This is a genomic window from Bacillus paramobilis, assembly GCF_038096195.1.
Lineage (GTDB): Bacteria > Bacillota > Bacilli > Bacillales > Bacillaceae_G > Bacillus_A > Bacillus_A mobilis.
Window position 1 is genome coordinate 4,762,988 of record NZ_CP151108.1, and the last position, 25,280, is coordinate 4,788,267.

The 25,280-nt window shown below is 36.2% G+C and carries 27 protein-coding genes; 12 read left to right on the forward strand and 15 right to left on the reverse strand.

The window, feature by feature from the left end; genetic code table 11:
• The first annotated feature begins 52 nt into the window (after positions 1–52).
• A complete protein-coding gene (locus tag AABL52_RS24415; RefSeq protein WP_000025063.1) occupies positions 53–409 on the forward strand; it encodes a YgzB family protein in 357 nt (118 codons plus the stop codon).
• Between the two features lie 201 nt (positions 410–610).
• Here AABL52_RS24415 and perR read toward each other — a convergent pair whose 3' ends face one another.
• The 6 genes from perR to AABL52_RS24445 all read right to left on the reverse strand — a co-directional run bounded on the left by perR (position 611) and on the right by AABL52_RS24445 (position 4,902).
• A complete protein-coding gene (gene perR, locus AABL52_RS24420; RefSeq protein WP_000237831.1) occupies positions 611–1,039 on the reverse strand; it encodes a peroxide-responsive transcriptional repressor PerR in 429 nt (142 codons plus the stop codon).
• A gap of 298 nt (positions 1,040–1,337) precedes the next feature.
• Positions 1,338–1,793, reverse strand: a complete 456-nt coding sequence (bcp, locus tag AABL52_RS24425; protein ID WP_341518604.1) for a thioredoxin-dependent thiol peroxidase — start codon at positions 1,791–1,793, stop codon at positions 1,338–1,340.
• A gap of 44 nt (positions 1,794–1,837) precedes the next feature.
• Entirely contained in the window at positions 1,838–2,242 is a 405-nt protein-coding gene (locus AABL52_RS24430) for a potassium channel family protein (RefSeq protein ID WP_000964346.1), read from the reverse strand.
• A 72-nt stretch (positions 2,243–2,314) separates the two neighbouring features.
• Positions 2,315–3,100: an ABC transporter permease gene (locus tag AABL52_RS24435; RefSeq protein ID WP_061676757.1), complete on the reverse strand. Its 786-nt coding sequence runs from the start codon at positions 3,098–3,100 to the stop codon at positions 2,315–2,317.
• 4 nt (positions 3,101–3,104) lie between these two features.
• Positions 3,105–3,896, reverse strand: coding sequence for an ABC transporter permease (locus AABL52_RS24440; protein WP_000521523.1), 792 nt, complete (start codon positions 3,894–3,896; stop codon positions 3,105–3,107).
• The gene (locus AABL52_RS24445; protein WP_097844067.1) at positions 3,889–4,902 is read right to left on the reverse strand and encodes an ABC transporter ATP-binding protein; all 1,014 of its coding nucleotides are present in this window, start codon (positions 4,900–4,902) and stop codon (positions 3,889–3,891) included. Before AABL52_RS24445 ends, AABL52_RS24440 begins: the two co-directional genes overlap by 8 nt.
• A gap of 127 nt (positions 4,903–5,029) precedes the next feature.
• On the opposite strand from AABL52_RS24445, the gene hemL reads away from it, so the two are divergent.
• From hemL to AABL52_RS24460, 3 genes are all read left to right on the forward strand, one after another.
• Positions 5,030–6,328: a glutamate-1-semialdehyde-2,1-aminomutase gene (hemL, locus tag AABL52_RS24450; protein WP_000673239.1), complete on the forward strand. Its 1,299-nt coding sequence runs from the start codon at positions 5,030–5,032 to the stop codon at positions 6,326–6,328.
• 199 nt (positions 6,329–6,527) lie between these two features.
• Positions 6,528–10,964: a glutamate synthase-related protein gene (locus AABL52_RS24455; RefSeq protein ID WP_341518605.1), complete on the forward strand. Its 4,437-nt coding sequence runs from the start codon at positions 6,528–6,530 to the stop codon at positions 10,962–10,964.
• Between the two features lie 258 nt (positions 10,965–11,222).
• Positions 11,223–12,311 carry an aromatic acid exporter family protein gene (locus AABL52_RS24460; protein ID WP_000765792.1) on the forward strand — a complete coding sequence of 363 codons (1,089 nt, stop codon included), beginning with the start codon at positions 11,223–11,225 and terminating at the stop codon, positions 12,309–12,311.
• Between the two features lie 15 nt (positions 12,312–12,326).
• Here the strand turns inward: AABL52_RS24460 and AABL52_RS24465 are convergent, their stop codons facing one another.
• The 4 genes from AABL52_RS24465 to AABL52_RS24480 form a co-directional block, all read right to left on the reverse strand.
• Positions 12,327–14,087 (reverse strand): ABC transporter ATP-binding protein, encoded by a 1,761-nt coding sequence (locus AABL52_RS24465; RefSeq protein WP_341518606.1) that lies wholly within the window; start codon positions 14,085–14,087, stop codon positions 12,327–12,329.
• 54 nt (positions 14,088–14,141) lie between these two features.
• Complete coding sequence (gene ntdP, locus AABL52_RS24470; RefSeq protein ID WP_000506626.1) at positions 14,142–14,672, reverse strand: nucleoside tri-diphosphate phosphatase; 531 nt, start codon at positions 14,670–14,672, stop codon at positions 14,142–14,144.
• A 252-nt stretch (positions 14,673–14,924) separates the two neighbouring features.
• On the reverse strand, positions 14,925–15,185 hold the full coding sequence (locus AABL52_RS24475; RefSeq protein ID WP_000997582.1) for a YgaB family protein: 261 nt from the start codon (positions 15,183–15,185) through the stop codon (positions 14,925–14,927).
• Positions 15,186–15,373: 188 nt separating this feature from the next.
• A complete protein-coding gene (locus AABL52_RS24480; RefSeq protein ID WP_000039039.1) occupies positions 15,374–15,655 on the reverse strand; it encodes a gamma-type small acid-soluble spore protein in 282 nt (93 codons plus the stop codon).
• A 124-nt stretch (positions 15,656–15,779) separates the two neighbouring features.
• Between AABL52_RS24480 and AABL52_RS24485 the strand changes: the two genes are divergently transcribed.
• Positions 15,780–16,004 carry a hypothetical protein gene (locus AABL52_RS24485; RefSeq protein WP_141524251.1) on the forward strand — a complete coding sequence of 75 codons (225 nt, stop codon included), beginning with the start codon at positions 15,780–15,782 and terminating at the stop codon, positions 16,002–16,004.
• Between the two features lie 120 nt (positions 16,005–16,124).
• On the opposite strand, the gene mutY is transcribed toward AABL52_RS24485, so the two are convergent.
• On the reverse strand, positions 16,125–17,222 hold the full coding sequence (gene mutY, locus AABL52_RS24490) for an A/G-specific adenine glycosylase (RefSeq protein ID WP_097844073.1): 1,098 nt from the start codon (positions 17,220–17,222) through the stop codon (positions 16,125–16,127).
• Between the two features lie 150 nt (positions 17,223–17,372).
• On the opposite strand from mutY, the gene AABL52_RS24495 reads away from it, so the two are divergent.
• Positions 17,373–18,353: a metal-dependent hydrolase gene (locus tag AABL52_RS24495; RefSeq protein WP_000379118.1), complete on the forward strand. Its 981-nt coding sequence runs from the start codon at positions 17,373–17,375 to the stop codon at positions 18,351–18,353.
• Positions 18,354–18,377: 24 nt separating this feature from the next.
• Here AABL52_RS24495 and AABL52_RS24500 read toward each other — a convergent pair whose 3' ends face one another.
• On the reverse strand, positions 18,378–18,644 hold the full coding sequence (locus tag AABL52_RS24500; protein ID WP_000998156.1) for a YfhJ family protein: 267 nt from the start codon (positions 18,642–18,644) through the stop codon (positions 18,378–18,380).
• A gap of 122 nt (positions 18,645–18,766) precedes the next feature.
• Between AABL52_RS24500 and AABL52_RS24505 the strand changes: the two genes are divergently transcribed.
• Both AABL52_RS24505 and AABL52_RS24510 read left to right on the forward strand, forming a co-directional pair.
• Positions 18,767–18,925, forward strand: coding sequence for a small, acid-soluble spore protein K (locus AABL52_RS24505; protein ID WP_000517891.1), 159 nt, complete (start codon positions 18,767–18,769; stop codon positions 18,923–18,925).
• A gap of 37 nt (positions 18,926–18,962) precedes the next feature.
• Positions 18,963–19,115 (forward strand): YpzG family protein, encoded by a 153-nt coding sequence (locus tag AABL52_RS24510; RefSeq protein ID WP_000122093.1) that lies wholly within the window; start codon positions 18,963–18,965, stop codon positions 19,113–19,115.
• Between the two features lie 64 nt (positions 19,116–19,179).
• On the opposite strand, the gene AABL52_RS24515 is transcribed toward AABL52_RS24510, so the two are convergent.
• Positions 19,180–19,497, reverse strand: a complete 318-nt coding sequence (locus tag AABL52_RS24515; RefSeq protein WP_001057029.1) for a YfhH family protein — start codon at positions 19,495–19,497, stop codon at positions 19,180–19,182.
• Between the two features lie 10 nt (positions 19,498–19,507).
• Positions 19,508–20,320 (reverse strand): recombination regulator RecX, encoded by an 813-nt coding sequence (recX, locus tag AABL52_RS24520; RefSeq protein ID WP_000268498.1) that lies wholly within the window; start codon positions 20,318–20,320, stop codon positions 19,508–19,510.
• Between the two features lie 81 nt (positions 20,321–20,401).
• On the opposite strand from recX, the gene AABL52_RS24525 reads away from it, so the two are divergent.
• From AABL52_RS24525 to AABL52_RS24540, 4 genes are all read left to right on the forward strand, one after another.
• Positions 20,402–21,307 carry a TIGR01777 family oxidoreductase gene (locus AABL52_RS24525; RefSeq protein ID WP_341518607.1) on the forward strand — a complete coding sequence of 302 codons (906 nt, stop codon included), beginning with the start codon at positions 20,402–20,404 and terminating at the stop codon, positions 21,305–21,307.
• A gap of 140 nt (positions 21,308–21,447) precedes the next feature.
• The gene (locus AABL52_RS24530; protein WP_000698308.1) at positions 21,448–22,578 is read left to right on the forward strand and encodes an amidohydrolase; all 1,131 of its coding nucleotides are present in this window, start codon (positions 21,448–21,450) and stop codon (positions 22,576–22,578) included.
• 241 nt (positions 22,579–22,819) lie between these two features.
• Positions 22,820–23,377 (forward strand): GNAT family N-acetyltransferase, encoded by a 558-nt coding sequence (locus AABL52_RS24535; RefSeq protein ID WP_000914737.1) that lies wholly within the window; start codon positions 22,820–22,822, stop codon positions 23,375–23,377.
• Positions 23,378–23,487: 110 nt separating this feature from the next.
• A complete protein-coding gene (locus AABL52_RS24540; RefSeq protein ID WP_000358484.1) occupies positions 23,488–23,607 on the forward strand; it encodes a YfhE family protein in 120 nt (39 codons plus the stop codon).
• 370 nt (positions 23,608–23,977) lie between these two features.
• On the opposite strand, the gene AABL52_RS24545 is transcribed toward AABL52_RS24540, so the two are convergent.
• Positions 23,978–25,144, reverse strand: a complete 1,167-nt coding sequence (locus AABL52_RS24545; RefSeq protein ID WP_000594695.1) for a diglucosyl diacylglycerol synthase — start codon at positions 25,142–25,144, stop codon at positions 23,978–23,980.
• Positions 25,145–25,280: the final 136 nt, after the last annotated feature.

The following is a 25,280-nucleotide window of genomic DNA, read 5'->3' on the forward strand; positions in this document are numbered from 1 at the left end:
GGTGAAAATTCTAAATTTTATGTTATATTATTATTATAGGAGCGTGGTGAGAATGAGCATTAAGTATTCAAACAAAATCAATAAAATCCGGACCTTTGCATTAAGTTTAGTATTTATCGGCCTCTTCATTGCATACTTAGGAGTCTTTTTCCGTGAAAACATTATTATTATGACAACATTTATGATGGTTGGCTTTTTAGCTGTTATCGCTAGTACTGTCGTTTATTTTTGGATTGGCATGTTATCTACTAAAACTGTACAAATTATTTGTCCAAGTTGCGATAAGCCAACAAAAATGCTCGGTCGTGTTGACGCATGTATGCATTGCAACCAACCTTTGACAATGGATCGAAATCTAGAAGGAAAAGAATTTGATGAGAAATATAATAAGAAGAGCTATAAATCATAGGTATATATGGGTACAATGTAGCCTTACAAAACTAAACAGTAAAAGGTGATTCCTTAACCAAGAAATCACCTTTTGTATTTACCCTTAATTAAATTAGGTTCTTCACTGAGCATTTTAAACCCTCCTGAGCCTAACGCAATTCCTATATATAATAAAGAAAGAGGTTGACGTAAAGCCGTCAGCCTCTTTCTTTATTATATATTACGCCTTATGACACTCTGGACAAACGCCATAAATTTCTAAGCGATGACTATTAATAACGAAGCCTGTCGTTTTCGCAGCTTCCTCTTCAAGCTGTTCCAAACCTCCATAAGGAAAATCAACAATCTTACCACATTTTTCGCAAATCACATGATAATGTTGACTTGTAACATAATCAAATCTACTTGAAGCGTCTCCATAAGTTAATTCCTTTACAAGTCCAACCTCTTTAAATACACGTAAGTTATTATAAACAGTTGCAACACTCATATTTGGAAACTTACCTTCTAATGCTTTATAAATGTCATCCGCTGTTGGGTGCGTCATAGATTCCACAAGGTACTCTAAAATAGCATGACGCTGTGGAGTAATGCGTACACCCGTATTTTTCAGCATTTCTAGCGCTTCTTTTAATTCTTCTTTGACCACCGTCATGCACCCCGATTCTATACGGATTATTATTTTATAATTCTTATAAAGAGTGTACTCCTTTTCTTATAAATCGTCAATATTTCTACTATAAGTATGTGGTTTATTTTTGTATATAGCCTTATTCTTATATATCTTTCCCCATCTTCTATACATTTACATAGAAAAAAAGTGCGACATAATCGCACTTGGAATACTATCATCTGAGGAGGTATGCCCTACACTTCACTTTATGTAAGGCGATAAAATATGTATAGACACTTGCCTTACTTCTATATATTTTATCTCTGCAGTGAATTTACTTTATATAAGAAAGAACATCCTCAATATGTCCTTTCACTTTCACTTTACGCCATTCTTTTACAAGCTCACCGTCTTTATTAATAAGGAATGTAGAACGCTCGATTCCCATGTACTCTTTCCCAAAGTTCTTTTTCAATTTCCAAACATCGTACAATTCTGCTACCTTATGATCTTCATCTACTAAAAGTACAAATGGAAGTTCATGCTTCTCAATGAATTTCAGATGTCTGTTCGCTGAATCAGGGCTTACACCAAGAATAACTGTATCTTTCTCTTGAAATAATCCATATGCATCTCGAAAATCACACGCTTCAGTTGTACACCCTGGAGTCATATCTTTCGGATAAAAATATAGAACTACGTTTTTACCAAGAAAATCAGCTAAGCGAACTTGTTCCCCGTTACTTCCCTCTAATGTAAATTCTGGAGCCATTTCTCCTACTGTGATCATTGTTATCACTCCTACTCTTTTCTTTTACTATATCAAATGCAATCTTATTTTTCATTGTCTATTACAGACCTCATGACAAAAGCAAACGGTAATGTATATCCAATTAGCGCTTCTGCAATCGCAATCCATCTCCCTATTCCAATCGGAGCTATATCACCGTACCCAACGGACAATAAAGTAACTGCGCTAAAATATAAGCAAATTTCTACGAGTTGAAAAGATTGGGCATGCAAGCTTTCTCCATCTTCTTTCAAAACTGCAAAGCCCATTTCTTCTAATACAACATAACTTAACCCAAACGCAATCAATACCGTTGTATAAATTAAAAATAAGGAGGCTAAATTATAAAACGAAAAGAAACGCCTAGAATCTGAATATGAACTCCATAACAATTGGACACTTCTTAAAATAGCAATTGCTGCAATTAATAGAATAAATCCCCATAACATGTCCTCCACCTCATTTTATATGTATGAGACAGCCATTGAATTTATCCCTTAGAAACAAACAAGCTTCTATAATTAATTCCCAGCACCACGGTACCTTTTTACCCCTTGATTCCAAAGAGTGATTGCAATCGTAAAACAGATAACACCAACGAATGGTGTTGCAAAGGCATAGCTATTCCACTCTGTTTTTCTTAAAAAGTATGCTGCTGGATACACTCCGACAAACGCAAATGGTAAAACAAACGTTAAAATGAAGCGAATCACACGGTTATAAATGTTAACAGGATAGCGACCATAGTTACCTATGTTATACATTAGCGGCATAATCGAACTTTTCGCATCCGACCAAAAACCAAGGCTTGCAAGCGTAACAAATATCCCTCCGTATACAAGGGCGCCCCCTCCTACCATCAGTAAGAATAAGAAGAAATCGTACCAGTAAAAAGATAATTGCAACTCCACTGCTGCGTAGCCCATTACAATTATTCCTGTAATCGCTCCAATTAAAGATTCAAGCTCCATTCTTTCTAATATAATTTGAAACAAACTATGAATCGGCCTCGTTAATATGCGATCCATTTCTCCTTTAATAATGTAACGATCATTAAAATCCCATATGTTAAAGAAAGCTGAGAAAATGGCAAACGGCACTAAAAAGAAACCATAAATAAAGATGACTTCCTCTCTACTCCAGCCTTTTAATGCTTGTGTATGCCCAAACACAACGAGAATAAAGATTAAATTAACAGCCTGCAGTGATAAATCAGAAAGTAGTCCAACGATAAAATCGCCCCGATACTCCAATTTTGTTTTTATATATTGGCTTGCATATTGCAAAAATAGGTTTATATATATCATCTCATCATCCCCCTTGTACAATTAGACGTTTTCTCGCCGTTCTCCACATGAGTACAATTGGAATAATAAGTACAATTGCCCAAATTACTTGGAATAATAATGCCTCATACAATTTACTTCCTTGTATACCTTCTGAAAAAATCATACTCGGAATATAACTAATGGCCTGAAACGGTAAAAATACCATTGCCTTTTGGGCCCATAACGGATAAAAACTAATTGGTAATAATAGACCTGAAAATAAATCAATAACAACACGTTTTGCATACATAATTCCACTATTATTAAATAGGAAGAACGTGAGCATTCCCGTCATTAAATTAATTTGTGTATTAATAATAAAACTAAATATTAAAGATAAGAAGAAATATAACCACGTTTGAAAATTCGTTGTAATTTGCAATGAAAATAATAAGGTAACGATAACCATACCTGGGATTGAAAAGAAGGCAAAACGAAATATTCCTTCACCAAGACCTTGCATCACTTTCATTCCTAAATAGTTATATGGACGAATCAGCTCTACCGCTACACGTCCTTCCTGAATCTCCATCGCAATTTCTCTGTCTATATTATTAAAATAAAAGGCACGTGCCATCCACGCAATTGCGATATACGTAGTCATTTGCGAAATAGATAAACTTTCAATATTCTCTTTTCCACTATAAATTGCTTGCCATAAAAAATAATACGCACCGATATTAATTGTATAAATTAAAATCCCACTATAATAGTTTGTACGATACGCAAGCATCATTAAAAAGCGAATCCGAATCATTTCAATGTACTTACCCATGTTTAATACCTTCTTCATAAATGTTACGAATGATTTCCTCTGTAGACACTTCGTTAATTTTTAAATCTTTAATTTGAAAGGCTTGTACTACTTTAGAAATAAGCATTGAAATGATAACTTCTTCATTCGGTATTTTTGCAATCCACGCGTTTTCCTCTTTCGCTTTCGACCAAACGACATGACTATCTGGCATAACCATTGATAAAGCCTGATAGGAAACTGGTGCAATAAATTGAAAATGTATTTCCTTCTCCGCTCCCCACTGCGTACGAAGATTATTTAAAGAACCGTCATACATAATATTTCCTTCATCCAGCATGATAACGCGCTCACATAAAGCTTCAATATCCGTAATATCATGGGTTGTTAATAAAATTGTTGTTTTATAACGTTCATTCATTTCTTTTAAAAATTCACGTATTTTCAATTTCACAAGAACATCTAACCCAATTGTAGGTTCATCTAAAAATAATAACGGCGGATTATGAATTAACGCTGCCGCTAATTCACAACGCATTCTTTGACCTAGAGATAACTTTCGAACCGGCTTATCTAATAAAGGACCAATATCTAACGTTTCAATTACGTGCTCCATATGCTCTTTATACTGAGCGTCTGATACACCGTACACCTTTTTTAATAAACGAAACGACTCTTGTACAGCAATATCCCACCAAAGTTGCGAGCGTTGACCGAAAACAACACCAATTGTTTTTACAAATTCTTCTCTCTGCTTATGCGGATTCATCCCATTTACTAAAATCTCTCCTGATGTCGGAGTCAAAATCCCCGTAAGCATTTTAATTGTCGTTGATTTACCGGCACCATTCTCACCAATATATCCAACCATTTCACCTTGTTTCACAGTAAAAGATACGTCATTTACTGCTGGTACTATTTTATAATTACGATTTAATAAATCGCGAAATGCACCCTTTAAACCTGGACGACTTGAATAGGCTGTAAACTCTTTACGTAACCCTTGTACCTCAATTACCGATTTCATAACCGGACCCCCTTCCTAAATGTCACAACGAATAGTTTACCCAACTGCCTTCTCTATCACAAACAATACGTCTTTTCGAAAAACATGTTAGAATAATACATAGATTTTTGTAAGGAGATGAATTGTAGTGAAATTCACAAAATCAGAAGCATTACATAAAGAAGCTTTAGAACATATTGTTGGTGGCGTTAATAGTCCTTCTCGTTCTTTTAAAGCAGTTGGCGGTGGCGCTCCTGTTGCTATGGAACGTGGAAAAGGTGCTTATTTCTGGGATGTAGACGGAAATAAATATATCGATTATTTAGCAGCATACGGTCCTATTATTACTGGACATGCTCACCCGCACATTACAAAAGCAATTACAACAGCTGCTGAAAATGGTGTACTTTACGGAACACCAACAGCGCTAGAAGTAAAATTTGCAAAAATGTTAAAAGAAGCAATGCCTGCATTAGATAAAGTCCGCTTCGTAAACTCTGGTACTGAAGCAGTCATGACAACAATTCGTGTCGCTCGTGCTTACACAGGCCGCACAAAAATTATGAAATTCGCTGGTTGTTACCACGGTCATTCTGATTTAGTACTTGTAGCAGCTGGATCTGGCCCTTCTACGCTAGGAACTCCTGACTCAGCCGGTGTACCACAAAGTATTGCTCAAGAAGTTATTACCGTTCCATTTAATAATGTAGAAACTTTAAAAGAAGCATTAGATAAATGGGGACATGAAGTAGCTGCTATTCTTGTAGAACCGATTGTTGGAAACTTCGGTATTGTAGAACCAAAACCTGGCTTCCTTGAGAAAGTGAATGAACTTGTTCACGAAGCTGGCGCACTAGTAATTTATGATGAAGTTATTACTGCTTTCCGCTTCATGTACGGTGGTGCTCAAGACTTACTTGGCGTAACACCAGACTTAACAGCGCTTGGTAAAGTTATTGGCGGCGGACTTCCGATCGGTGCTTACGGTGGTAAGAAAGAAATTATGGAACAAGTTGCCCCGCTTGGACCTGCATATCAAGCTGGTACAATGGCAGGAAACCCTGCTTCTATGGCATCTGGTATCGCTTGTTTAGAAGTTCTTCAACAAGAAGGGCTTTATGAGAAATTAGATGAACTTGGTGCGATGCTTGAAAAAGGAATTTTAGAGCAAGCTGCAAAACATAATATCGATATTACATTAAACCGACTAAAAGGTGCTTTAACTGTATACTTCACAACAAATACAATTGAAGATTACGATGCAGCACAAGATACAGACGGTGAAATGTTCGGTAAATTCTTCAAGCTTATGCTGCAAGAAGGAATTAACTTAGCACCTTCTAAATATGAGGCATGGTTCTTAACGACAGAACATACAAAAGAAGATATTGAATATACAATCGAAGCTGTAGGCAGAGCATTTGCTGCTTTAGCAGACAATAAATAATCCCGTCATTAAAAGGAAAAAAGAAAGCACATCTTTCTTTTTTCCTTTTTTCTATTTCATAAATCCCTCATTAATAGTATAATTATTCATAATTATCTGTTTAATTATTCTTTTATATCCTTACTATCTTTGCATACAAGGCTGCTCACGCCTTAAATAGTAAGATTATTCAAACTTCAATAAGAGGGGGGATTGACGGATGCTCAATAAAACAAATACATGGACACCGTCTTTATTTCGAGGTTATAAAAATGCAGAACACGATGCGTGTGGAATCGTTTCCGTTATGGAGAAACGAAAAATTCCTACAAAAGAAAACATTGACCTTTGTATACAATCACTAGTCAAAATGAATCATCGGGCTGGCTTCATTAATGGTGAAGGCGATGGAATCGGCATTCACATTGATGTACCAAAAGCACTTTGGAATGAAAAACTAAAAAGTAGCGGATATAATCCAACGATCGTGGATCATCCCCACTTTATCGTTGGACATTTTTTTCTAAACAAAAACGAAAATATAGTTAATTTAAAAAATTATATTCGTACACAACTAAACAACGAAAACTTTGCAATCCTTTTCGAAAGTGACGACGTAATAAATTCCGATGCACTCGGTCCACTTGGTAAACAAGAAGAACCTTTATTTTGGCAAGTTGCTCTTATCGCGGAAAATGAAGTTAAAAATATTGAGCAAACATTATTTTCGGTAACGATAAAAATAGAGAAAGACGAAGCGATTCATGTTGCTTCTTTAAGTCGTGACCATGTTGTATACAAAGTTCTAGGTGCTGGGGATACACTTGTTGCCTATTACAACGATTTACAACATCCACTTATCGCTTCAACTATGACACTTGGACATAATCGCTATTCTACTAATACATTATCTAATTTTTTTCGTGTACAACCATTTAGCGTTCTCGGACATAATGGTGAAATTAACACAATTGCAAAATTACGCGATCAAGCTGAAATGATTCATGTTCCACTTACTGCTGGGGGCAGCGACTCCCAAGATTTAAACCGCACCTTAGAAACTCTACTTGTTCAATACGACTACAGTTTATTTGAAGCAATGGATATACTATTCCCACCAATTATTAATGAAATTAAACTTTATAAACCGCATTTACAAGATTTATATACGTATATACGTGAAGCATGGGGCCATTTTGCGCAAGGTCCAGCTGGCATTATTTCACGTTATAAAGATGAAGCTGTTTTCAGCGTTGATTCCCTTGGACTACGACCAGTATGGAAAGTTGAAACAGAAAGCTCTTATATTTTCTCTTCTGAACCTGGAGTTGTATCACCAACTGAATATGTAGCAGAACCAAAACCACTCGCTCCTGGAGAAAAGGTCGGATTAAAGTGGAATGAGCAGGATGAGCTTGTACTCTACGAATACGATGACTACCAAACTCAAGTATATAACCGTTTTAAAAAGCGGGTTGATACTAAAGGTTATCATTTAAACTTATCTATCCCTGAAACGAAAGAAATCTCGGGATTATGTGATTCTATGCAAGTTGAGACGAAGCAATATGTTGCTTTTGGATGGGACCGAGAGCATATTCAACTTCTTGAACAGATGGCAACAAAAGGCGTTGAACCAATTCGCTCACTTGGGCATGACTCACCACTCGCCGCACTCGATACTGATAGACGAAATATCGCTGACTTCATTAAGGAAAGTGTAGCCGTTGTTACAAATCCAGCAATCGATCGTGATCGAGAGGTCGAACACTTCTCCACACGGACGATACTTGGAGAGCGTCCAAGTTTATTAAGCGGCGTTAAACAGCCATTTGTAGTTGAGATGCTTTCCCCCGTTATTTTAGAAGGAAGTGTAGCACAATCTATTGCAGAGGAATTACACACAATTACGTACGAACAACTTATAGAGCTATTCAATACTCATAGCTCTATCGCTACAATCTCTGCTACATTCAGTCCGGCAGAAACTTTACAATGCGCCTTAAATCGAATTAGTTCTGAAGCAATAACAGCCGTGAACGATGGAGCTTCTCTACTACTAATAGACGATGCCAACGCTCATCTAAATGAACAGTTATGGATTGATCCGCATTTAGTTACCGCCAAAGTACATCAAGTATTAAGCGAAAATCAATTACGCCGAAACTGCTCTCTCGTTATACGTTCTGGTGCCCTTCGCTCCTTACACGATATCGTCACACTGTATGGATTAGGAGCAGATAGTATTAATCCATATTTATTATTTGCAACCGTAAATGATGGGACAAAAACACCAATTACGAATTTATATCATGCACTTAATAAAGGACTAGAGAAAGTCATTTCAACAATTGGAATTCATGAATTACGCGGTTACGGTCGCCTCTATTCTTCCATCGGATTACATGAGGAAATCGCAAATATATTACAAATCACGAATTTCTTTGGTTCAAATAATCTAGCTTTTTCGCTTGCGTCACTTGCTGAAGATGCACAAATGCGAGCAGATGATTACAATGATCCTAAAGTTAGAATGCGAAAATCTTTTCATATATTCCCACGAATTTGGAAAGCAATCGGCGATGTCGCAAAAGGAAACTCTTATAATGATTACCGTGACAAGTTAAGTGAATTAGAAGAAAACAACCCAATTGCAATTAGACACCTTGTTCAAACGAAACAAGCAAAACATGTAGTTCCCGCTGAAGAAGTGTCCATCAGCATTCAAAATCATGATTTGCCATTTATTATTAGTTCCATGTCATTCGGTTCTCAAAATGAAGTTGCCTTTCGTTCGTATGCAGAAGCAGCTGACCAGCTAAATATGATCAGTTTGAACGGTGAAGGCGGAGAAATTAAAGATATGATCGGAAAGTATCCACATACACGTGGACAACAAGTTGCATCTGGACGATTTGGTGTAAACGCTGAACTACTAAATTCATCAAACTTAATTGAAATAAAAATTGGGCAAGGCGCAAAGCCTGGTGAAGGTGGACATTTACCAGGTTCAAAAGTAACAGCAAAAATCGCTGAAGCACGTAATGCTACAATTGGCTCAGATTTAATTTCACCTTCTAACAACCATGATATTTATTCCATTGAAGATTTAGCTCAAATGATTACAGAAATTAAAACCGCCAATCAACTTGCAAAAGTAGCTGTCAAGGTCCCTGTCGTCCCTAACATTGGAACAATTGCTGTCGGTATCGCAAAAGCTGGCGCTGATTTTATTAACATTAGCGGATTTGATGGCGGTACAGGAGCTGCACGTATTCACGCATTGCAACATGTAGGCCTTCCTGTAGAAATCGGTGTGAAAGCCGCTCACAATGCTTTATTAGAAGCAAATATGAGACACAAGGTAGAAATTTGGGCAGACGGTGGTATTCGAAGTGTGAATGACGCCTTGAAAGTCATGCTTCTTGGGGCAAACCGTATTGGATTTGGTACATTATCCATGATTGCAATCGGCTGTACAACTTGCCGCGGATGTCATCTAGATACTTGTCACGTTGGAATTGCAACACAAATTGAGTCTGAAGCTCAGGCGAAAGAACACGGATTACGCCGCTTTGTCCCACGTGAATTAGAAAGCGCCGTCGCTGGATTATTACATTTATTCACCACTTTTGGCGTAGAACTAAAACGATTAACAGGAAATCTTGGTTATACAAATTTGCAAGAAATTGTTGGGCGTTCCGATTTATTAGAGCAAGTTCGAGGCGAAAATTTATTAGACTTATGTAATTTACTACAAATGATAGAACATCCATCTGTTACAAAAACAGAAGACGTACCGGAAAAACAATTTGAAACAGTTCATTCCCCTCATTCGAAAGAATTAGTAGGAGTTGGCGTAGAGCAACGCGTTATGGGTGGTCTAGAATCTTGCTATCGCGTTCGTAGTAAATTATATGAAGACACGAAGCTTGAACCACTTACATTAAAGTATACGAATGGCTCTATTCCTGGAAATGGATTAGGCGCTTACAATAGTGAGAACTTATTTATACACGTAAATGGCGGTGCACAAGATGGCATTGGTAAAACTTCCTTTGGTGGTGGTATTTATATAACGAAAGCAAAAGGAAAAGACGGCACATATTATAACGGTTCTGTCGGAAAAGGTTTTGGATACGGTGCACAAAAAGGAGCGCTATACGTGCAAGGTAATGCTGATGCTCGCGCTGGTATCCGCCTCTCTGGAGCAGACATGATAATTGGAGGGCGTATGACAAAGCCACTCCGCGAAAAAGAACAAGGCAATATAGGTGCATACTCTAACATTAAAGGTTTTGCTTTTGAATATATGACAAATGGGCGAGCGCTTGTTTTAGGGGATCCTGGTCCATGGATCTGTGCTGGTATGACTGGCGGTGTTGTTTATTTACGTCATGATTCAAGCTTAGGTTTAACTGAACAGGCTTTAAAAAGAAGAATCGCAAAAGGAGCGAATGTTACATTACAACCAATTAGTAAAAATGGTGCGCAAGATGTGACTGAGTTATTGCTAGATTATATTCGTGTATTAAATGAGCATGAGCAATACGAAGAAGTTGCTTTATTAACACCGTTACTCGATGATATGCAACAACAATTTTTTGAAATCATCCCGAAAAAAGAGCAGGCTGATCCGTCTATCTCAACAGAGTGATATAGCTACCTTTCATTTTCAAGAATAAATTGACGAAGTACACTTCTCATAGTAATCTATAGTAACAATTTGAAACCTGCTGAAATTCAGCAGGTTTTTTTACTAAAAATTGATGTTTAAAAAGAATTAGGAAAAAGTATAAATGAATCTTAATTTCTTATGAACGTCACTAAAATATCACTTGCTAACATATTGTAATGAATGTATAGTATCATGTTGTACATTCATTATGACAAGAGAAAGGATCTTATTAAGGGTATGAAACTTGGTGCTCGCATTTTAAAAACGGGTATTGCCATCACATTAGCTTTATTTGCTTGTATTTTACTTCAATTACCGAGTCCAGTATTCGCGGGAATCTCAGCTATATTCGCTGTTCAACCGTCTGTATACCGCTCGTATTTAACAGCTCTTGAGCAAATTCAAGCAAACGTCATTGGTGCGGTATTCGCTATCGTATTTGCTACTGCTTTTGGACATAATCCTTTTATTATTGGATTAACATGTATATTAGTAATTGCGCTTACGTTACAATTACGATTAGAAAACACAATATCAATTGCTTTAGTAACAGTTATCGCCATTATGGAGTATCAGGGCGACGATTTCTTTAGTTTTGCCTTACTTCGCTTTGCGACGATTATGATTGGAATTATTGCGGCTTCACTTGTAAATTTAGTGTTTATGCCGCCAAAATACGAAACAAAACTATATCATCGTATCGTTGATAATACAGAAGAAATTGTAAAATGGATTCGAATGAATAGCAGGCAAGCTTCTGATTTTACAACGCTAAAAACTGATATTGATCGTATGAAAGAAAAGATGATCAAACTAAACCATTACTATTTGCTGTATAAAGAAGAAAGAAGCTACACGAAAAAAGTAAAGTTCGCAAAAATTCGTAAGCTCGTTTTATTCAGACAAATGTTAGCGACGACAAGCCGTGCTTTAAGTACGTTAAAATCATTACATCGTACTGAAAATGAACTGCGCTATATGCCAGAAGAATTTCAGGAATCTATCCAAAACGAACTTGACTCATTAACCCATTATCATGAACAAGTTTTATTAAAATTTATTGGTAAAGCAAAAAAACAACAATCCGTTGAAATGCTTGATGAAGTTGAAACAGGTAAACAAGAATTAATTGATATCTTTATGGATTATCAAAACAAGGACGATGAGGAAGCTTATAAAACATGGCTACACCTCTTCCCTCTTATTTCTGCCATTATTAACTATAGTGAAGAAGTAGAGCATTTAGATTTACTTGTGGATAGCTTCTACACATACCATAAACCAGAAGCAGAACTCCAAATCGAAGATAAAAAAGAAGACGAATAAAGAAAACAGCTCCTTTTACGCTAAAGGAGCTGTTTCTGTTATATGTTGAAGTTGATATAAATTGTAATAAAACCCTCTTTTTTTCATTAACTCTTCATGAGAACCTGTTTCTTTAATTTCACCATCTTCAATGTAAATAATCGTATCCACATGTGTAATCGTCGCCAATCGATGTGCGATTACGATCGTCGTCCGATCAGAAGCTAACGTCTGAAGCGCCTGCTGAATATACCGTTCATTTTCTAAATCTAAAGCGGAAGTCGCCTCATCTAATATAAGTAACGATGGATTCTTTAGAAACACTCTTGCAATCGCTACACGTTGCCTTTGCCCACCAGATAACTTCACACCGCGTTCCCCAACGACAGTATCATAGCCATCAGGTAACTCTATAATAAAATCATGAATTTGCGCAGCTTTAGCAGCTGCAATCACTTCTTCCTCTGTAGCTTTCGGATTTCCATATAAAATATTTGCCCCGATTGTATCACTAAATAACAAATTATCTTGCAGTACAATTCCAATATGACTACGTAAATTTCTCATATCATACTTTCTAACATCTATTCCATCTACATAAACTGCGCCTGAAGAAACATCATAAAAACGCGGAATTAAACTAGCAAGAGATGACTTCCCTCCCCCACTTGCTCCTACAAGTGCTACCTTCTCTCCTGGCAACATAGTTAACGAAAGGTTATGTAATATCTCTTTTTCATCTGAATTGTAACGAAAAGATACATTATCAAATATCACTTCACCATTTAATTTTTTCGTTTGTACCGCACTTGGCACATTGACAATATCGTATTTCTCATCTAACAATTCAAACACTCGATCCATCGATGCGAAAGACTGCGTTAATGTTGTAGAGGAATTAACAAGACGGCGAAGCGGACTATACAAACTATCCATATATCCAACAAAGGCAACCATAGTCCCTAATGTTAATTGCCCCTGAATTACTTCATATGCTGCAAAACCGATTACAAGTAACGGACCTAAATCGGTTAACGTATTCACTGCTGAAAATGTCCTTGCAGTCCAACTCGTATGAGTTAACGCTTTCGTCAAAAATTCATTATTTCTTTTTTCAAACTGCTTACCCTCATACTCTTCTAATGCAAAGCTACGTGTCACTTGCATCCCTTGAATACGTTCATGTAAATACCCTTGCATCGTTGCTAACGCTTGTGAACGCTCTTTCGTCAATTTTCGAAGACGCCCGAAAAAATATTTCACTGCCACTACATAAATAGGTAAAATTAATAGCGCAACAAATGTTAATTTTACATTCATAGAAAACATAACAATAATAGCGATAGCAATTGTTGCCGTATCTAACCAAACATTCATCAATCCAGTAATTACAAAATCCTTCGTTTGTTCTACATCATGAATGACACGTGAAATAATCTCTCCTGTTTTTGTATTCGAATAATAGCGTAAACTCAACTTTTGCAAATGACCAAAAATATGTTTTCGCAAATCATATAGTATTGTGTTTGCGATACGTTGCGCAAAATATTGACGATAATATTCAATTGGTGGTCTTACTACTGCAAAAATAAAAAAAGCAATCCCAACGGCTGTTACTAATTGAGATGTTTTATCTTGAAGTGACCCTCCACCTTGAATTACATCATCAATAATATATTTTAATAACCACGGCATAATAAGCGGAATGCCGAATTTAACTAGACCAATCATAATCGTAATAGCAATAAGCCATCGATATGGTTTAACAAATTGCAAATATCTTTTTATACCTTGCACATAATCCCCCCTCTAATAGGACAAACCTGCCGGGAAATCCCCTGCAGGTTTGTTTTAATTTCTGTACATTAAATATCTTTCATACCACATATCTACGAAATCTGGCGCGAATGGCCCTTTTCTCTGATGAATCCATTGTGTTAATTGTGCTACATTTCTTTTTAAAATAGTATCAATAACAGGCGGATACTGCATAATTTGACTATGCTTTTCATACTCATCTTCATCTAAAAGCGTATATGTCATATCTGGATACACTTTAATATCTAAATCATAATCAATGTACTTTAACGCTTCAGAATCATATGCAAAAGGTGAGCCTAAATTACAATAATAATATACGCCCTCTTCCCTTAGCATCCCAATCACATTAAACCAATAGTTTGCATGAAAATAACAAATTGCTGGTTCACGAGTAATCCATGTTCGGCCATCTGATTCTGTCACTACTGTACGATCATTTGCTCCGATCACAAGACTCTGTGTCCCTTTTAAAATTGTTGTCTCTTCCCACATTCTATGAATGGAGCCATTATGTTTATAACTATGTATTTGTACTTTTTCTCCTTCTTTGGGAAATCCCATATATGCTCCCTTCCTTCAACTGCAAATGCTCTTTGAGCTGCATTCACTTTTTTTCTATTATAACTTTTTTGTCGAAATTTTAAAACTAAAGCGACAAGGCTCTATCTTTTTCACACTAAATACCATATCTTTAATCTTCTTCGGGGACTGGGCTTTCGCTACATTATTTAGAAACGAGGAAATGAAAACAGAAAAAGCCCTTCCTTATTTCTATCTAAAGAAGGACCTTTCACCGAAAGGTAACAATATGTCTTATCCTAAATTCGAAATCATTTTTTCAGTTTCAAAAGATTGAATCACACTATTGGTTTGCTCTTCAAATTTCTCATGTAACAGTTTTAACGCTAATTCTGTTCTATATATTTCTTGGCGGATAAAATGTAATTCCTTTTTATCGCACGTATCCTTTTCACTCATTTCAATTTGCTGATACTTCTCTAGATGAGCTTGTAGCTTTAACAACTCATCCATCGTTTCCAATTGTTCTCCTACCAACTTATCAAAATCGTTCATTACTTACCCCCTTTTAGACTTATTTATCAGTTATTATTCCTCATTACATATTTCTAATCTTTAACTTCCTTCTCCTTTGACTACATTTGTTGACTTATTAGAAGTTATGTCGTTCACTTTCTTTTCATTACCATGACCCAGGCACAAAGAAAACACTTCTCCTGAGTTAGAGAAGTGTTTTTCTTTCATTACTGATTTGAACTAGAAGATTGTGATTGTTTTGCAGCTGATTGTGCATTTTGTTTTTTCACAGCATGCACGTCTGTTTCAGTTGCAAATTCAGTACCATAACTCGCGTTTGCACTTTGTGCACCAGAAGCTTGTGCTTTCTTTGCTTCTGATTGTGCGTTTGCTTGTTTTACTGCTTGTACATTTGTTTCAGTCGCAAACTCTGTACCATAACTAGCATTTGTACTTTGAATGCTAGCACCAGAAGTTGCCTTGTTATAACCTTGTTGTTTTTTACTCATCTTTCTCACCTCCACAACCAATAATGTAACCAATTCACTTAGAAGCTATCCGTAATTTTCTTTTAAAAAATTACACATATATTCCCCATCACTCATTCAAACTATAGAAAATGGAGGTGGAAATATGTATATAGGACGCGATATGACTGAACTAACGATGGTTTCAAAAAATCAGTGGAAAGAAGATGAATTAGCTTATTTTCATCATTCATTACAACAGATTCTGCCTTATTTAAATGCAGAAGGTCAAAGTATTTACAAAGAAATTGTAATAGAAATTGAAGCAAGAGGTGGCTTACACGAAGGTGATGCTAGTTGGACTCATGGGACCAAAATTTCTTACGATTAAAAAAGTGTTCCCAATCTAGGGAACACTTTTTTATTTATCCCGCTTTAATGGGCAGCCCGATTGGTGAGGGCTAATAATCAGTGGGGGATGAAGAAACCCCCCACTGATTAAAGTTTCACTTTATTGCATTGTAATTTTCTCAACGCAATTCTCATAAATCGTACGATGCGATTTCGAGAAAGGTAACTGCTCAAATGCTTCTTTCGATACAAATTTCAATGTATCTGTTTCAACAATATCACCGGTTACTTTTCCGTAAAATACAAATATGTCCCAAGTACGATGTGTAAACGTATGTTGCACATTCATTGCGTATTCTTCAATAGAAATCGAAAGCTCAAATTTTTCTCTCATATAATCTGCAAGTTGTTCCTTCTGGTTCCGAATCCCTTCACCAAGTTCGGCATTAGGAAACTCCCACATGTTAGCTAATAACCCGGTACTTGAACGTTTATTAATGACGTAACGACCATCTTCCGTTTGCAGCACACCTGCAACGATCGGTACCATTGTCGGAGCCTTCGCTTTACTTTTTACTGGCAACTCCTTTTGAACGCCTTCAGCATATCCTCGGCAATGCTCTCGTACAGGACAAAGTAAGCATGCTGGATTTTTTGGAATACAAATTAGTGCGCCTAACTCCATCAAACCTTGATTAAAATAAGATGGATTTTCAGCCGAAATAATTTCACGCACAATCTCTTCAAACACTTTTCTAGTTTTCGGTTTTGCAATGTCATCCCATACTGATAAAATACGGGATAATACACGCATAACATTTCCGTCAACTGCCGGCTCTGGTATACCATATGCAATACTTAAAATAGCACCTTTTGTATAGGGTCCGACTCCTTTTAATTTTTCGATTTTCTTTACATCACTCGGTACGATTCCGCCGTATACTTCTTTTACTTCTTTTACGGCCGCATGTAAATTTCGTGCTCTAGAATAATACCCTAAACCTTCCCACGCTTTTAACACTTCTTCATCATCCGCATTTGCCAAAGCTTCTAGAGTAGGAAACTTCCCCATAAAATTCGCGTAATATGGTTTTACAGCTTCTACCCTTGTTTGCTGCAACATAATTTCTGAAACCCAGACGCGGTATGGATCTTTATTTTTACGCCACGGTAAGTCGCGTTGCTCTTTTTCAAACCAACCAATTAAATCATTTTGAAACTGCTCTATGTTAAAATTATTTAATATTTCAAGTGTCAAACTTGATCCCCCTCATTTTTTTGCATATAAGTACTATTATAAAGATTTTAGGAAAAAATTTAAGTAAGATGACATAGGAAATAGAAGGCAAAGGACTTGAGGTATCGAATAAAAAGAGTTACATTAATAAAAAAACGGAGGTGTATTTCTATGGACACAGCCACTCACCTTGTTATGGGCGTTACTCTAGGCAGTTTGGCAACATTAGATCCAGCCATAGCACAAAGTGATATTGGGCCACAAGCAGTTATGCTTGCTGCAATTGCCGGTTCCAATATTCCTGACATCGATACAGTTTTAAAATTGCGTAATAACGCTAAATATATAAGAAATCATCGCGGGATTACTCATTCCATTCCTGCCGTGATTCTTTGGTCATTCCTTATAAGTGGCATCTCTTTCGCCTTCTTTTCAGACGCCCCATATTTGCACCTACTACTTTGGTCATTTATTGCCGTCTTTCTTCATGTCTTTGTAGATATTTTTAATGCCTACGGTACACAGGCATTACGGCCCTTCACAAAAAAATGGGTAGCACTCGGTATCATTAATACATTTGATACCGTCATTTTCTTTATTCATATACTAGCAATTGCTTGTATGCTCGTAGGATCTCATAAAGGGTATACCGCCTTAGCAGCGTATATATTGATGGTCGTTTACTATATCGGACGGATTATGATGCATAGAAACATACGTAGTGTCGTATATAAACGTTTCAATCATGTTGAGAAGATCATCATTTCTCCTTCTTATCGATTTTATCATTACCATTTAGCAATCGTTACAACTGATTATTACTACGTTGCTAGATGGCATCGTGGTAACATCATGGTCTATGATAAATTCGACCGGGTACCGTTCCCAGACAATGCTATTATGCGCGCTGCGAAACAAGATGAAAACATCTCAGCATTTCTATCTTTCTCCCCTGTGTATCGCTGGGACGTTTTCGATTATGATCATTATTACGAAGTTCGATTCATTGATTTGCGATATCGCAGTAAAGATTATTATCCATTCGTTGCAATCGTTCAACTCGATCATAATTTAAATATTATTAGTTCCTATACAGGATGGATTTTTAGTGAAGAAAAACTCCGAAAAAAACTGGAGTTACTTCCACATTAAAAAAAGCGACTTAAGTCGCTTTTTTTAATGTTTCAAATGATCGTCTTGATTGATTAAATGGCTATATTTCGGATTATTTGTACGCATTTCATGAAGACGTGCTCCATGATTATTAATCCATGTTCTTACCACTTGTTCAGTCATTTCATCACCTTGGTAACGACCTGACTTCGCATAAGTTGTTTGAAAATCTTCCCATAGTAATTCAACCCACGCACGAGCCTGTGCGTAAGAAAGCTTGTCATTTTTGTCTAATAGTTCTTTCGTTAATGCTTCATAAATATCATTCATTTTCTAATCTCCTTTTACCTATTTATCCCTTCATTTCTAAAGGATAGTTTCTTCTATTTTGCACATTCTATAATTGATACTTCTTCAAGAGGTATCAACTGATGATGAGGAGGGCGTTCTCAATGGGTAAACAAGCCGAATTTTGGTCTGAGTCAAAAAACAACAGCAAAATCGATGGTCAGCCGAAAGCGAAATCACGCTTCGCTTCGAAGCGACCTAACGGCACAATTAACACGCACCCACAAGAACGTATGCGTGCTGCAAATCAGCAGGAAGAGTAGTACAAATTAAATTAACTTCCTACACGAGGTGATAAAGATGAGCTACCGTGATCGCTTAGATAGTCGTTCTGAATTATTTAACCATACGTGGACTCGTCCGAAACATGCTAAAGCGCAAGTTAACGGACAGACGCAACAAACCCAGTCTCTCATTATATTGGCGAATGAATGTAAAAAGCGCCAATTTTAGAATCTCCTATCTCCTGTAACGCCTACCAAAGATGAAAACCAGAGAGATATTTACTCTCTGGTTTTTATTTTTCTTGCAATAAGGAAATCGGTATTCCAATCTCTTCATTATCATTTTGCTTATGTCCCCAAGCAAATACCCCATTGAAATACGTAATTTTAAATAATATACCAGGTTCTTCTACCAATTCATATGTCTCACCAATATGGAATTTATTTATGTCAGTCATATAAGCGCGAGCCATTGCCATCTTTCTCATTAATACATCGAACTCATTTACAATTCCAAGCTGCTCAGCCTTTATCGCTTGCTCTTTCAAAAGGCCAATTTCTTCCCTTAGCTCATGTGGTGTCATTTCACTGTAGCGCTTTGGCATATTCATCTTATTCCCCTCATCCCTCTTCGCGTTTCATCTGCAAAAATACCTCTATCTCATCAATAGAGAATCCTTTGCGATATAACGCTTGTTTCATCTTATTTTCAAATGTCCATCCATCATACTTCTTATATTTCTCATAATATTTATTCCCATGATAGTGTAACGCTTCTTGTTGCTGTTCGTCATCTTTTTCGTCTTTCAATTCTTCCAAACAAATTTGAATCACATCTCTAGAATATCCTTTACGAACGAGCATTTCGTCTAACTTTAGCTTCATTTGTAAAAAGGAATGCTTTTGATAAGATTTTTTCTTCTTTTCTACAAGAATTAAAGCATTCTCAATTTGCTTTTCTTTCGGATATTCTTGTAAACTATGCGTAATAATTAGATCCTGAACACCCTTATTTAACAACTCTCTTTTAATAACAGTGGGACCTTTTCGATTCACATTACTTTGCGTTCTCGTATATAAAACAGCGTACTCTTTATCATTAATATATCGGTCATGTAATAATTTCGAAACGACTTCAGAGATGATGGCCTGTCCCACTTCTTTTTTTCGTAAAAAATCTTCTATTTCTTGTTTCGTTCTCATTTGGTAGGATAAATAGGAGACTGCTTGTAAATATGCTTTTTGTACCTCTTCATTGTACAAAATATTTCCTAAAGCTATTTCATCAATTTCTAAGCCCTTTTGTAATCCGTGTTTTATTAAGATTACTTCATTCACACTAAACCCGTACTCTTCACCTTGACCTTTATCAATATAAATATTAAACCGTTCTTTCAATCGTTTTTGCACTTCTATTTTTGTAATGACAGCCATACTCTCACCTCTCTATTATTTTACCATAGTCAAGGAACGTTTTTGCTTTTCAAGAATATATATAATGAGGAGGAAATAATTGTGAGAATCGCAATTTCTGGTGGTACCGGCTTTATCGGTAAATACCTTTCTACTTTTTTGATTCAAAAAGGATATAATGTTTACATTCTTACTCGAAACAAAACTATTAAAACTTCCCACCCTAACCTTCAGTATGTGCAATGGACACCAGATCTACAAACCTTCCCCCTCTCTTCTATCGATGTAGTTATTAATCTAGCTGGAGAGTCTATTAATAGTAGATGGACAACGAAACAAAAGGAATCCATTTTAAACAGTAGAATTCAAATAACAAAAGGGCTCATTAAACAATTGCAAACACTTGATACAAAACCAAATACATTTATTAACGCAAGTGCTATTGGATATTATGGAACGTCTGAAACTGATTCTTTTACAGAACAGCATGAGATTCCTGGAAATGACTTTTTAGCAAATACAGTATATTCATGGGAACAAGAAGCATCTAAAGCACGTTCTCTCGGAATGCGAACAATCTATGCAAGACTTGGAGTTGTATTAGGCGTAGACGGAGGAGCTCTTCCCAAAATGCTACTCCCATATCAATTCTATATCGGAGGTACAATTGGATCTGGAAAGCAATGGTTATCATGGATTCATATAGACGATGTCGTTCGCCTTATTGATTTCATCATACACAAAGAAGAAATTGATGGACCTTTTAACCTTACAGCTCCCCTACCTATACGGATGAAGGAATTTGGAGAAACCATTGCAACTATAATGAAAAAACCTCATTGGTTACCTGTCCCTTCATTTATGCTTCACACTTTATTGGGTGAGATGAGTATACTTGTACTAGAAGGACAACACGTATTACCTAGTAAAGCAATTAAACATGGGTATCAATACGCATTTCCAGCAATAGACCATGCATTACAAAATATACTTTCGCATACAATGTAGTACTTATAAAACACAGTTTTACAGGGACCCCTTTCAAATCTTTCATTTTCTAGAATCCGGAGCATTATTACACAAATAATCTTTCAGTTACTTTCCCTTAAATTTCATTAACATTGTAAAGTAACAGAAATGAGGTACCTATGAAAATATTGCTCAAACAAGCCATTGTCTATCCTATTACATCCCAAAAATTTCAAGGGGATGTACTCGTTATAGGAGAAAGAATTGCCGAGGTCAAGCCTTCCATTCAACCTACTCAAGATATGACAGTTATAGACGCTCGTGCTCTTCATCTTTTACCTGGATTTATTGATGTTCACACTCATCTTGGTCTCTATGATGAAGGTACTGGTTGGGCTGGCAATGATGCAAATGAAACATCTGAAGTTTCAACACCACATATCCGTTCCTTAGACGGAATCCACCCTTTTGATATTGCATTTCAAGATGCTGTACAAAACGGAATCACAACTGTTCACGTTATGCCAGGAAGTCAAAACATTATCGGTGGTACTACTTGTGTAATAAAAACAGCTGGAACTTGTATTGATCATATGATTATTCAAGAACCTGCTGGCTTAAAGATTGCCTTTGGAGAAAATCCTAAAAAGGTCCATAGTAATGGAACAAAAGAATCCATAACACGTATGGGAATTATGGGGTTACTTCGGGAATCATTCTATGAAGCACAGCACTACGGACATGAAGCTGATTTTCGAATGCTTCCTATCTTAAAAGCATTACGCCGCGAAATACCCGTACGTATCCACGCTCACCGAGCAGATGATATTAGTTCTGCTCTACGCTTTGCAACAGAGTTCAATCTCGATTTACGTATTGAACATTGCACAGAAGGACACTTTATTGTTGAAGAACTTTCAAAACACAATTTGAAGGTTTCAGTTGGCCCCACTCTTACACGTCGTTCTAAAATCGAACTTAAAAACAAAACATGGGATACTTACCATATATTATCGAAAAATGGAGTGGAAGTTTCTATAACAACAGATCACCCTTATACACCAATTCAATATTTAAATGTTTGTGCTGCTGTCGCAGTAAGAGAAGGATTAGACGAAAAAACTGCACTAGAAGGAATCACTATATTTCCAGCACGAAATTTACGTTTAGAGGATAGAATTGGCAGCATTGAGGTTGGAAAAGACGCTGATCTCGTGTTATGGACTCATCATCCTTTCCATTATTTAGCCAAGCCTGTACTAACCATGATTGATGGGAAAATAATTTACAAAAAAAATAAAAAAAACTAGTTTATTTTTTTGACTAGATAAAGTATTATACGATTATAAACTGAATGAAACCATAATCAATTTGTGTCGTGATTATCATTTTCAAATTGATGAATGGGGAAGGCAAATGGTGCGCCACCAGCGTTAGAAACTGGTTCTAGTGGGTTCGATTCCCACCCCGAAATTTTTTAAAGATTGATATAAAAATTTCGAGGGTGGGGTGCTTTTTCGTCATGCTACCCTCGTGTGAGGAGGAGTTAGTATGTTGAAAAAACGCGACTTACACGACAGCCACGTTCTATACGAGTTAATGGTGGATCCAGCTGTCTTCCCTTTTGTGCGTCAAAAGGCTTATTCTTATGAGGAGTATTTATTTTTAACGAAACAAACGATTGAAGCTGAAGAGCGCGGGGAATTAATTTCACGCACAATTTTAGATGAATGGGGTAACCCCATCGGAACAATTACTTTATTTGATGTGCAAGAAAAAGCCGGATTTCTCGGAACCTGGCTTGGCAAACCCTATCATGGAAAAGGCTATAATAAATTGGCGAAAGATTCATTTTTTAGTGAACTTTTCTATGAATTAGATATTGAAACAATCTTTATGCGTATTCGCAAAATAAATATTCGTTCTATTAAAGCTGCCGAAAAACTACAATATGTTAATCTAGCAAACGAAACAAGAAAAGCCGTTTATGATGAAATTAACGCAAATGAAGAAGTATATAACTTATATGAAATCCCAAAAGATCAATATACACTTGCTACAATGCGAGATACAACGTTCCAAGATGCTCACCAATTAAAAGAAGCATAATCTAAATTTTCAGAAAAAATAATTAACCATTAACATTTTGCCATATACGTATATCACCCCATGTCTTTGGAAACGATAGATAGTGACTTTAGGACACGAGGTGATTTGTAATGGATAAAAAGAAACGTGACAAAGCAAAAAATACATTATCTAGTACACAAGAGGTTCTCTACCAACGAGAATTTCGCAAAGCAGATCGCGCAGCGGGTTATCGCTCGAAAAGTATTTAAAGTGAGAATGAATAATTAGAAGTTTTCCCCCCTAATTATTCATTCTCATTACATATTTTTTCTACGTGATAGAATAGACAAAAAAGGTTCCTTATAAATAAGGAACCTTTTTTGTGTGGATAACGTTATCCACACAATTTATAGAATTGTGAATAAATTCAATAAACCCTTCACAAGTTTATATGTTGCAACGCATAGTAAATGTTAGAATTGTGGATATTTTTCTAAAAATTGTGGACAATGTGGATATAGTTGTTAATATTTCGACTTTACCGTTTATTGAAAGCGCAATCTCCATGTGGATAAGTTACTACTTTATCGTATAAAACAATAAAAAACCCTCTTTAACCATATAAAAGAGGGTTTCATATTAAGTAAATAATTGTGCAAGAGCAGGTGATTTAATAGGTATATGATTCGGTTCTACATGATTTTCTGCCAAAATTGTATCCACAATATGACCAGCTGGCTCCGGACGATAAATGCTTTTCATCGCTTCTTTCATTTGAAGAAGCTTCATATCATCTTGTAATAACGCCTCTGTCTTTGCAAAAACCTCACTATCATCACGAATGACAACTGCAGCTCCTTTTCTTTCAAAGTACATCGCATTTTCATTTTCTTGTCCTGGAACGGGCTTATATAAAATGACAGGTACTTGCAATGCTGCCGCTTCACTTAACGTAATACCGCCCGGCTTCGTAATCATACAAGAAGTAACACGGAATAATTCATCAATATTTTCAACATAACCAAATACTTTTAATGCATCAGGATTTTTTTCCTGAAGCCCTAATAAATCCTGTTTTAACGCTTCATTTTTCCCACAAACGACAACTACTTGTAAATCAGGTACTGACATAAATGATTGGCATAGTTCTTTTACACTTCCTAATACCCCATGAGCACCTGCTACAATTAGTAAAATCTTTTTATTCTTACATAACTGATATTTATTATATATAATGTCTGGATTGATCTTCAGCTCAAAACTACTACGAATCGGAATTCCAGTTTCAACAATTTGCTCCGCAGGCACACCGATATCAACCATAACTTTTTTCACGTGATCAGTTGCTACAAAATAACGATCTACTTCCCGATGAATCCATATTTTGTGCACACAAAAATCCGTTAATACGTTATACACAGGAATTGAAATACCTGTTTGCTTTTTTAACTCTGGTACAGCTATGATCGGAAATGTATTAATAACAATATCCGGTTTCTCTGCTTGTAAAAGTAATTTCAAACGTTTTCTTCCAAAATTCGCATACCAAGATGCTATTTTTTTATCATAAATTTTTTCTACGCCGTAATAAAACAAGCGGTATAATTCTTTTCCTATTGTATAACTTTTTAAATATAAATATTTTGTAATATCGGTTATAACTGGATGTGATTCTCCGAACAAATCGCATACAATTACATCTTCAATTCCTTTTTGGCGAAATGTTTGTTCTAATGTTTTCGCTACTTGCACATGACCATTACCGTAATGTGCAGTTAATATTAAAACCTTGGGGTTTTTTATCAAACAAATCCACTCCTAGCTTATTGTTTCTCCATATTGCATATACGACAATAGGAAAAACATTTTCCTTAAAAATTACATAAACAGATTCTAATACTTCTCTTTCAGCTATGTACCTGTCGTGGATATGCAAAGCATA

Excerpts from the sequence above, each read along its gene's own strand:
- AABL52_RS24415 (WP_000025063.1), top strand. The coding sequence starts at position 53 with ATGAGCATTAAGTATTCAAACAAAATCAATAAAATCCGGACCTTTGCA.
- bcp (WP_341518604.1), bottom strand. The coding sequence starts at position 1,793 with ATGATCACAGTAGGAGAAATGGCTCCAGAATTTACATTAGAGGGAAGT.
- AABL52_RS24430 (WP_000964346.1), bottom strand. The coding sequence starts at position 2,242 with ATGTTATGGGGATTTATTCTATTAATTGCAGCAATTGCTATTTTAAGA.
- AABL52_RS24435 (WP_061676757.1), bottom strand. The coding sequence starts at position 3,100 with ATGATATATATAAACCTATTTTTGCAATATGCAAGCCAATATATAAAA.
- AABL52_RS24440 (WP_000521523.1), bottom strand. The coding sequence starts at position 3,896 with ATGGGTAAGTACATTGAAATGATTCGGATTCGCTTTTTAATGATGCTT.
- AABL52_RS24445 (WP_097844067.1), bottom strand. The coding sequence starts at position 4,902 with ATGAAATCGGTAATTGAGGTACAAGGGTTACGTAAAGAGTTTACAGCC.
- AABL52_RS24455 (WP_341518605.1), top strand. The coding sequence starts at position 6,528 with ATGCTCAATAAAACAAATACATGGACACCGTCTTTATTTCGAGGTTAT.
- AABL52_RS24460 (WP_000765792.1), top strand. The coding sequence starts at position 11,223 with ATGAAACTTGGTGCTCGCATTTTAAAAACGGGTATTGCCATCACATTA.
- ntdP (WP_000506626.1), bottom strand. The coding sequence starts at position 14,672 with ATGGGATTTCCCAAAGAAGGAGAAAAAGTACAAATACATAGTTATAAA.
- AABL52_RS24475 (WP_000997582.1), bottom strand. The coding sequence starts at position 15,185 with ATGAACGATTTTGATAAGTTGGTAGGAGAACAATTGGAAACGATGGAT.
- AABL52_RS24480 (WP_000039039.1), bottom strand. The coding sequence starts at position 15,655 with ATGAGTAAAAAACAACAAGGTTATAACAAGGCAACTTCTGGTGCTAGC.
- AABL52_RS24485 (WP_141524251.1), top strand. The coding sequence starts at position 15,780 with ATGTATATAGGACGCGATATGACTGAACTAACGATGGTTTCAAAAAAT.
- AABL52_RS24495 (WP_000379118.1), top strand. The coding sequence starts at position 17,373 with ATGGACACAGCCACTCACCTTGTTATGGGCGTTACTCTAGGCAGTTTG.
- AABL52_RS24500 (WP_000998156.1), bottom strand. The coding sequence starts at position 18,644 with ATGAATGATATTTATGAAGCATTAACGAAAGAACTATTAGACAAAAAT.
- AABL52_RS24505 (WP_000517891.1), top strand. The coding sequence starts at position 18,767 with ATGGGTAAACAAGCCGAATTTTGGTCTGAGTCAAAAAACAACAGCAAA.
- AABL52_RS24510 (WP_000122093.1), top strand. The coding sequence starts at position 18,963 with ATGAGCTACCGTGATCGCTTAGATAGTCGTTCTGAATTATTTAACCAT.
- AABL52_RS24515 (WP_001057029.1), bottom strand. The coding sequence starts at position 19,497 with ATGAATATGCCAAAGCGCTACAGTGAAATGACACCACATGAGCTAAGG.
- recX (WP_000268498.1), bottom strand. The coding sequence starts at position 20,320 with ATGGCTGTCATTACAAAAATAGAAGTGCAAAAACGATTGAAAGAACGG.
- AABL52_RS24530 (WP_000698308.1), top strand. The coding sequence starts at position 21,448 with ATGAAAATATTGCTCAAACAAGCCATTGTCTATCCTATTACATCCCAA.
- AABL52_RS24535 (WP_000914737.1), top strand. The coding sequence starts at position 22,820 with ATGTTGAAAAAACGCGACTTACACGACAGCCACGTTCTATACGAGTTA.
- AABL52_RS24540 (WP_000358484.1), top strand. The coding sequence starts at position 23,488 with ATGGATAAAAAGAAACGTGACAAAGCAAAAAATACATTATCTAGTACA.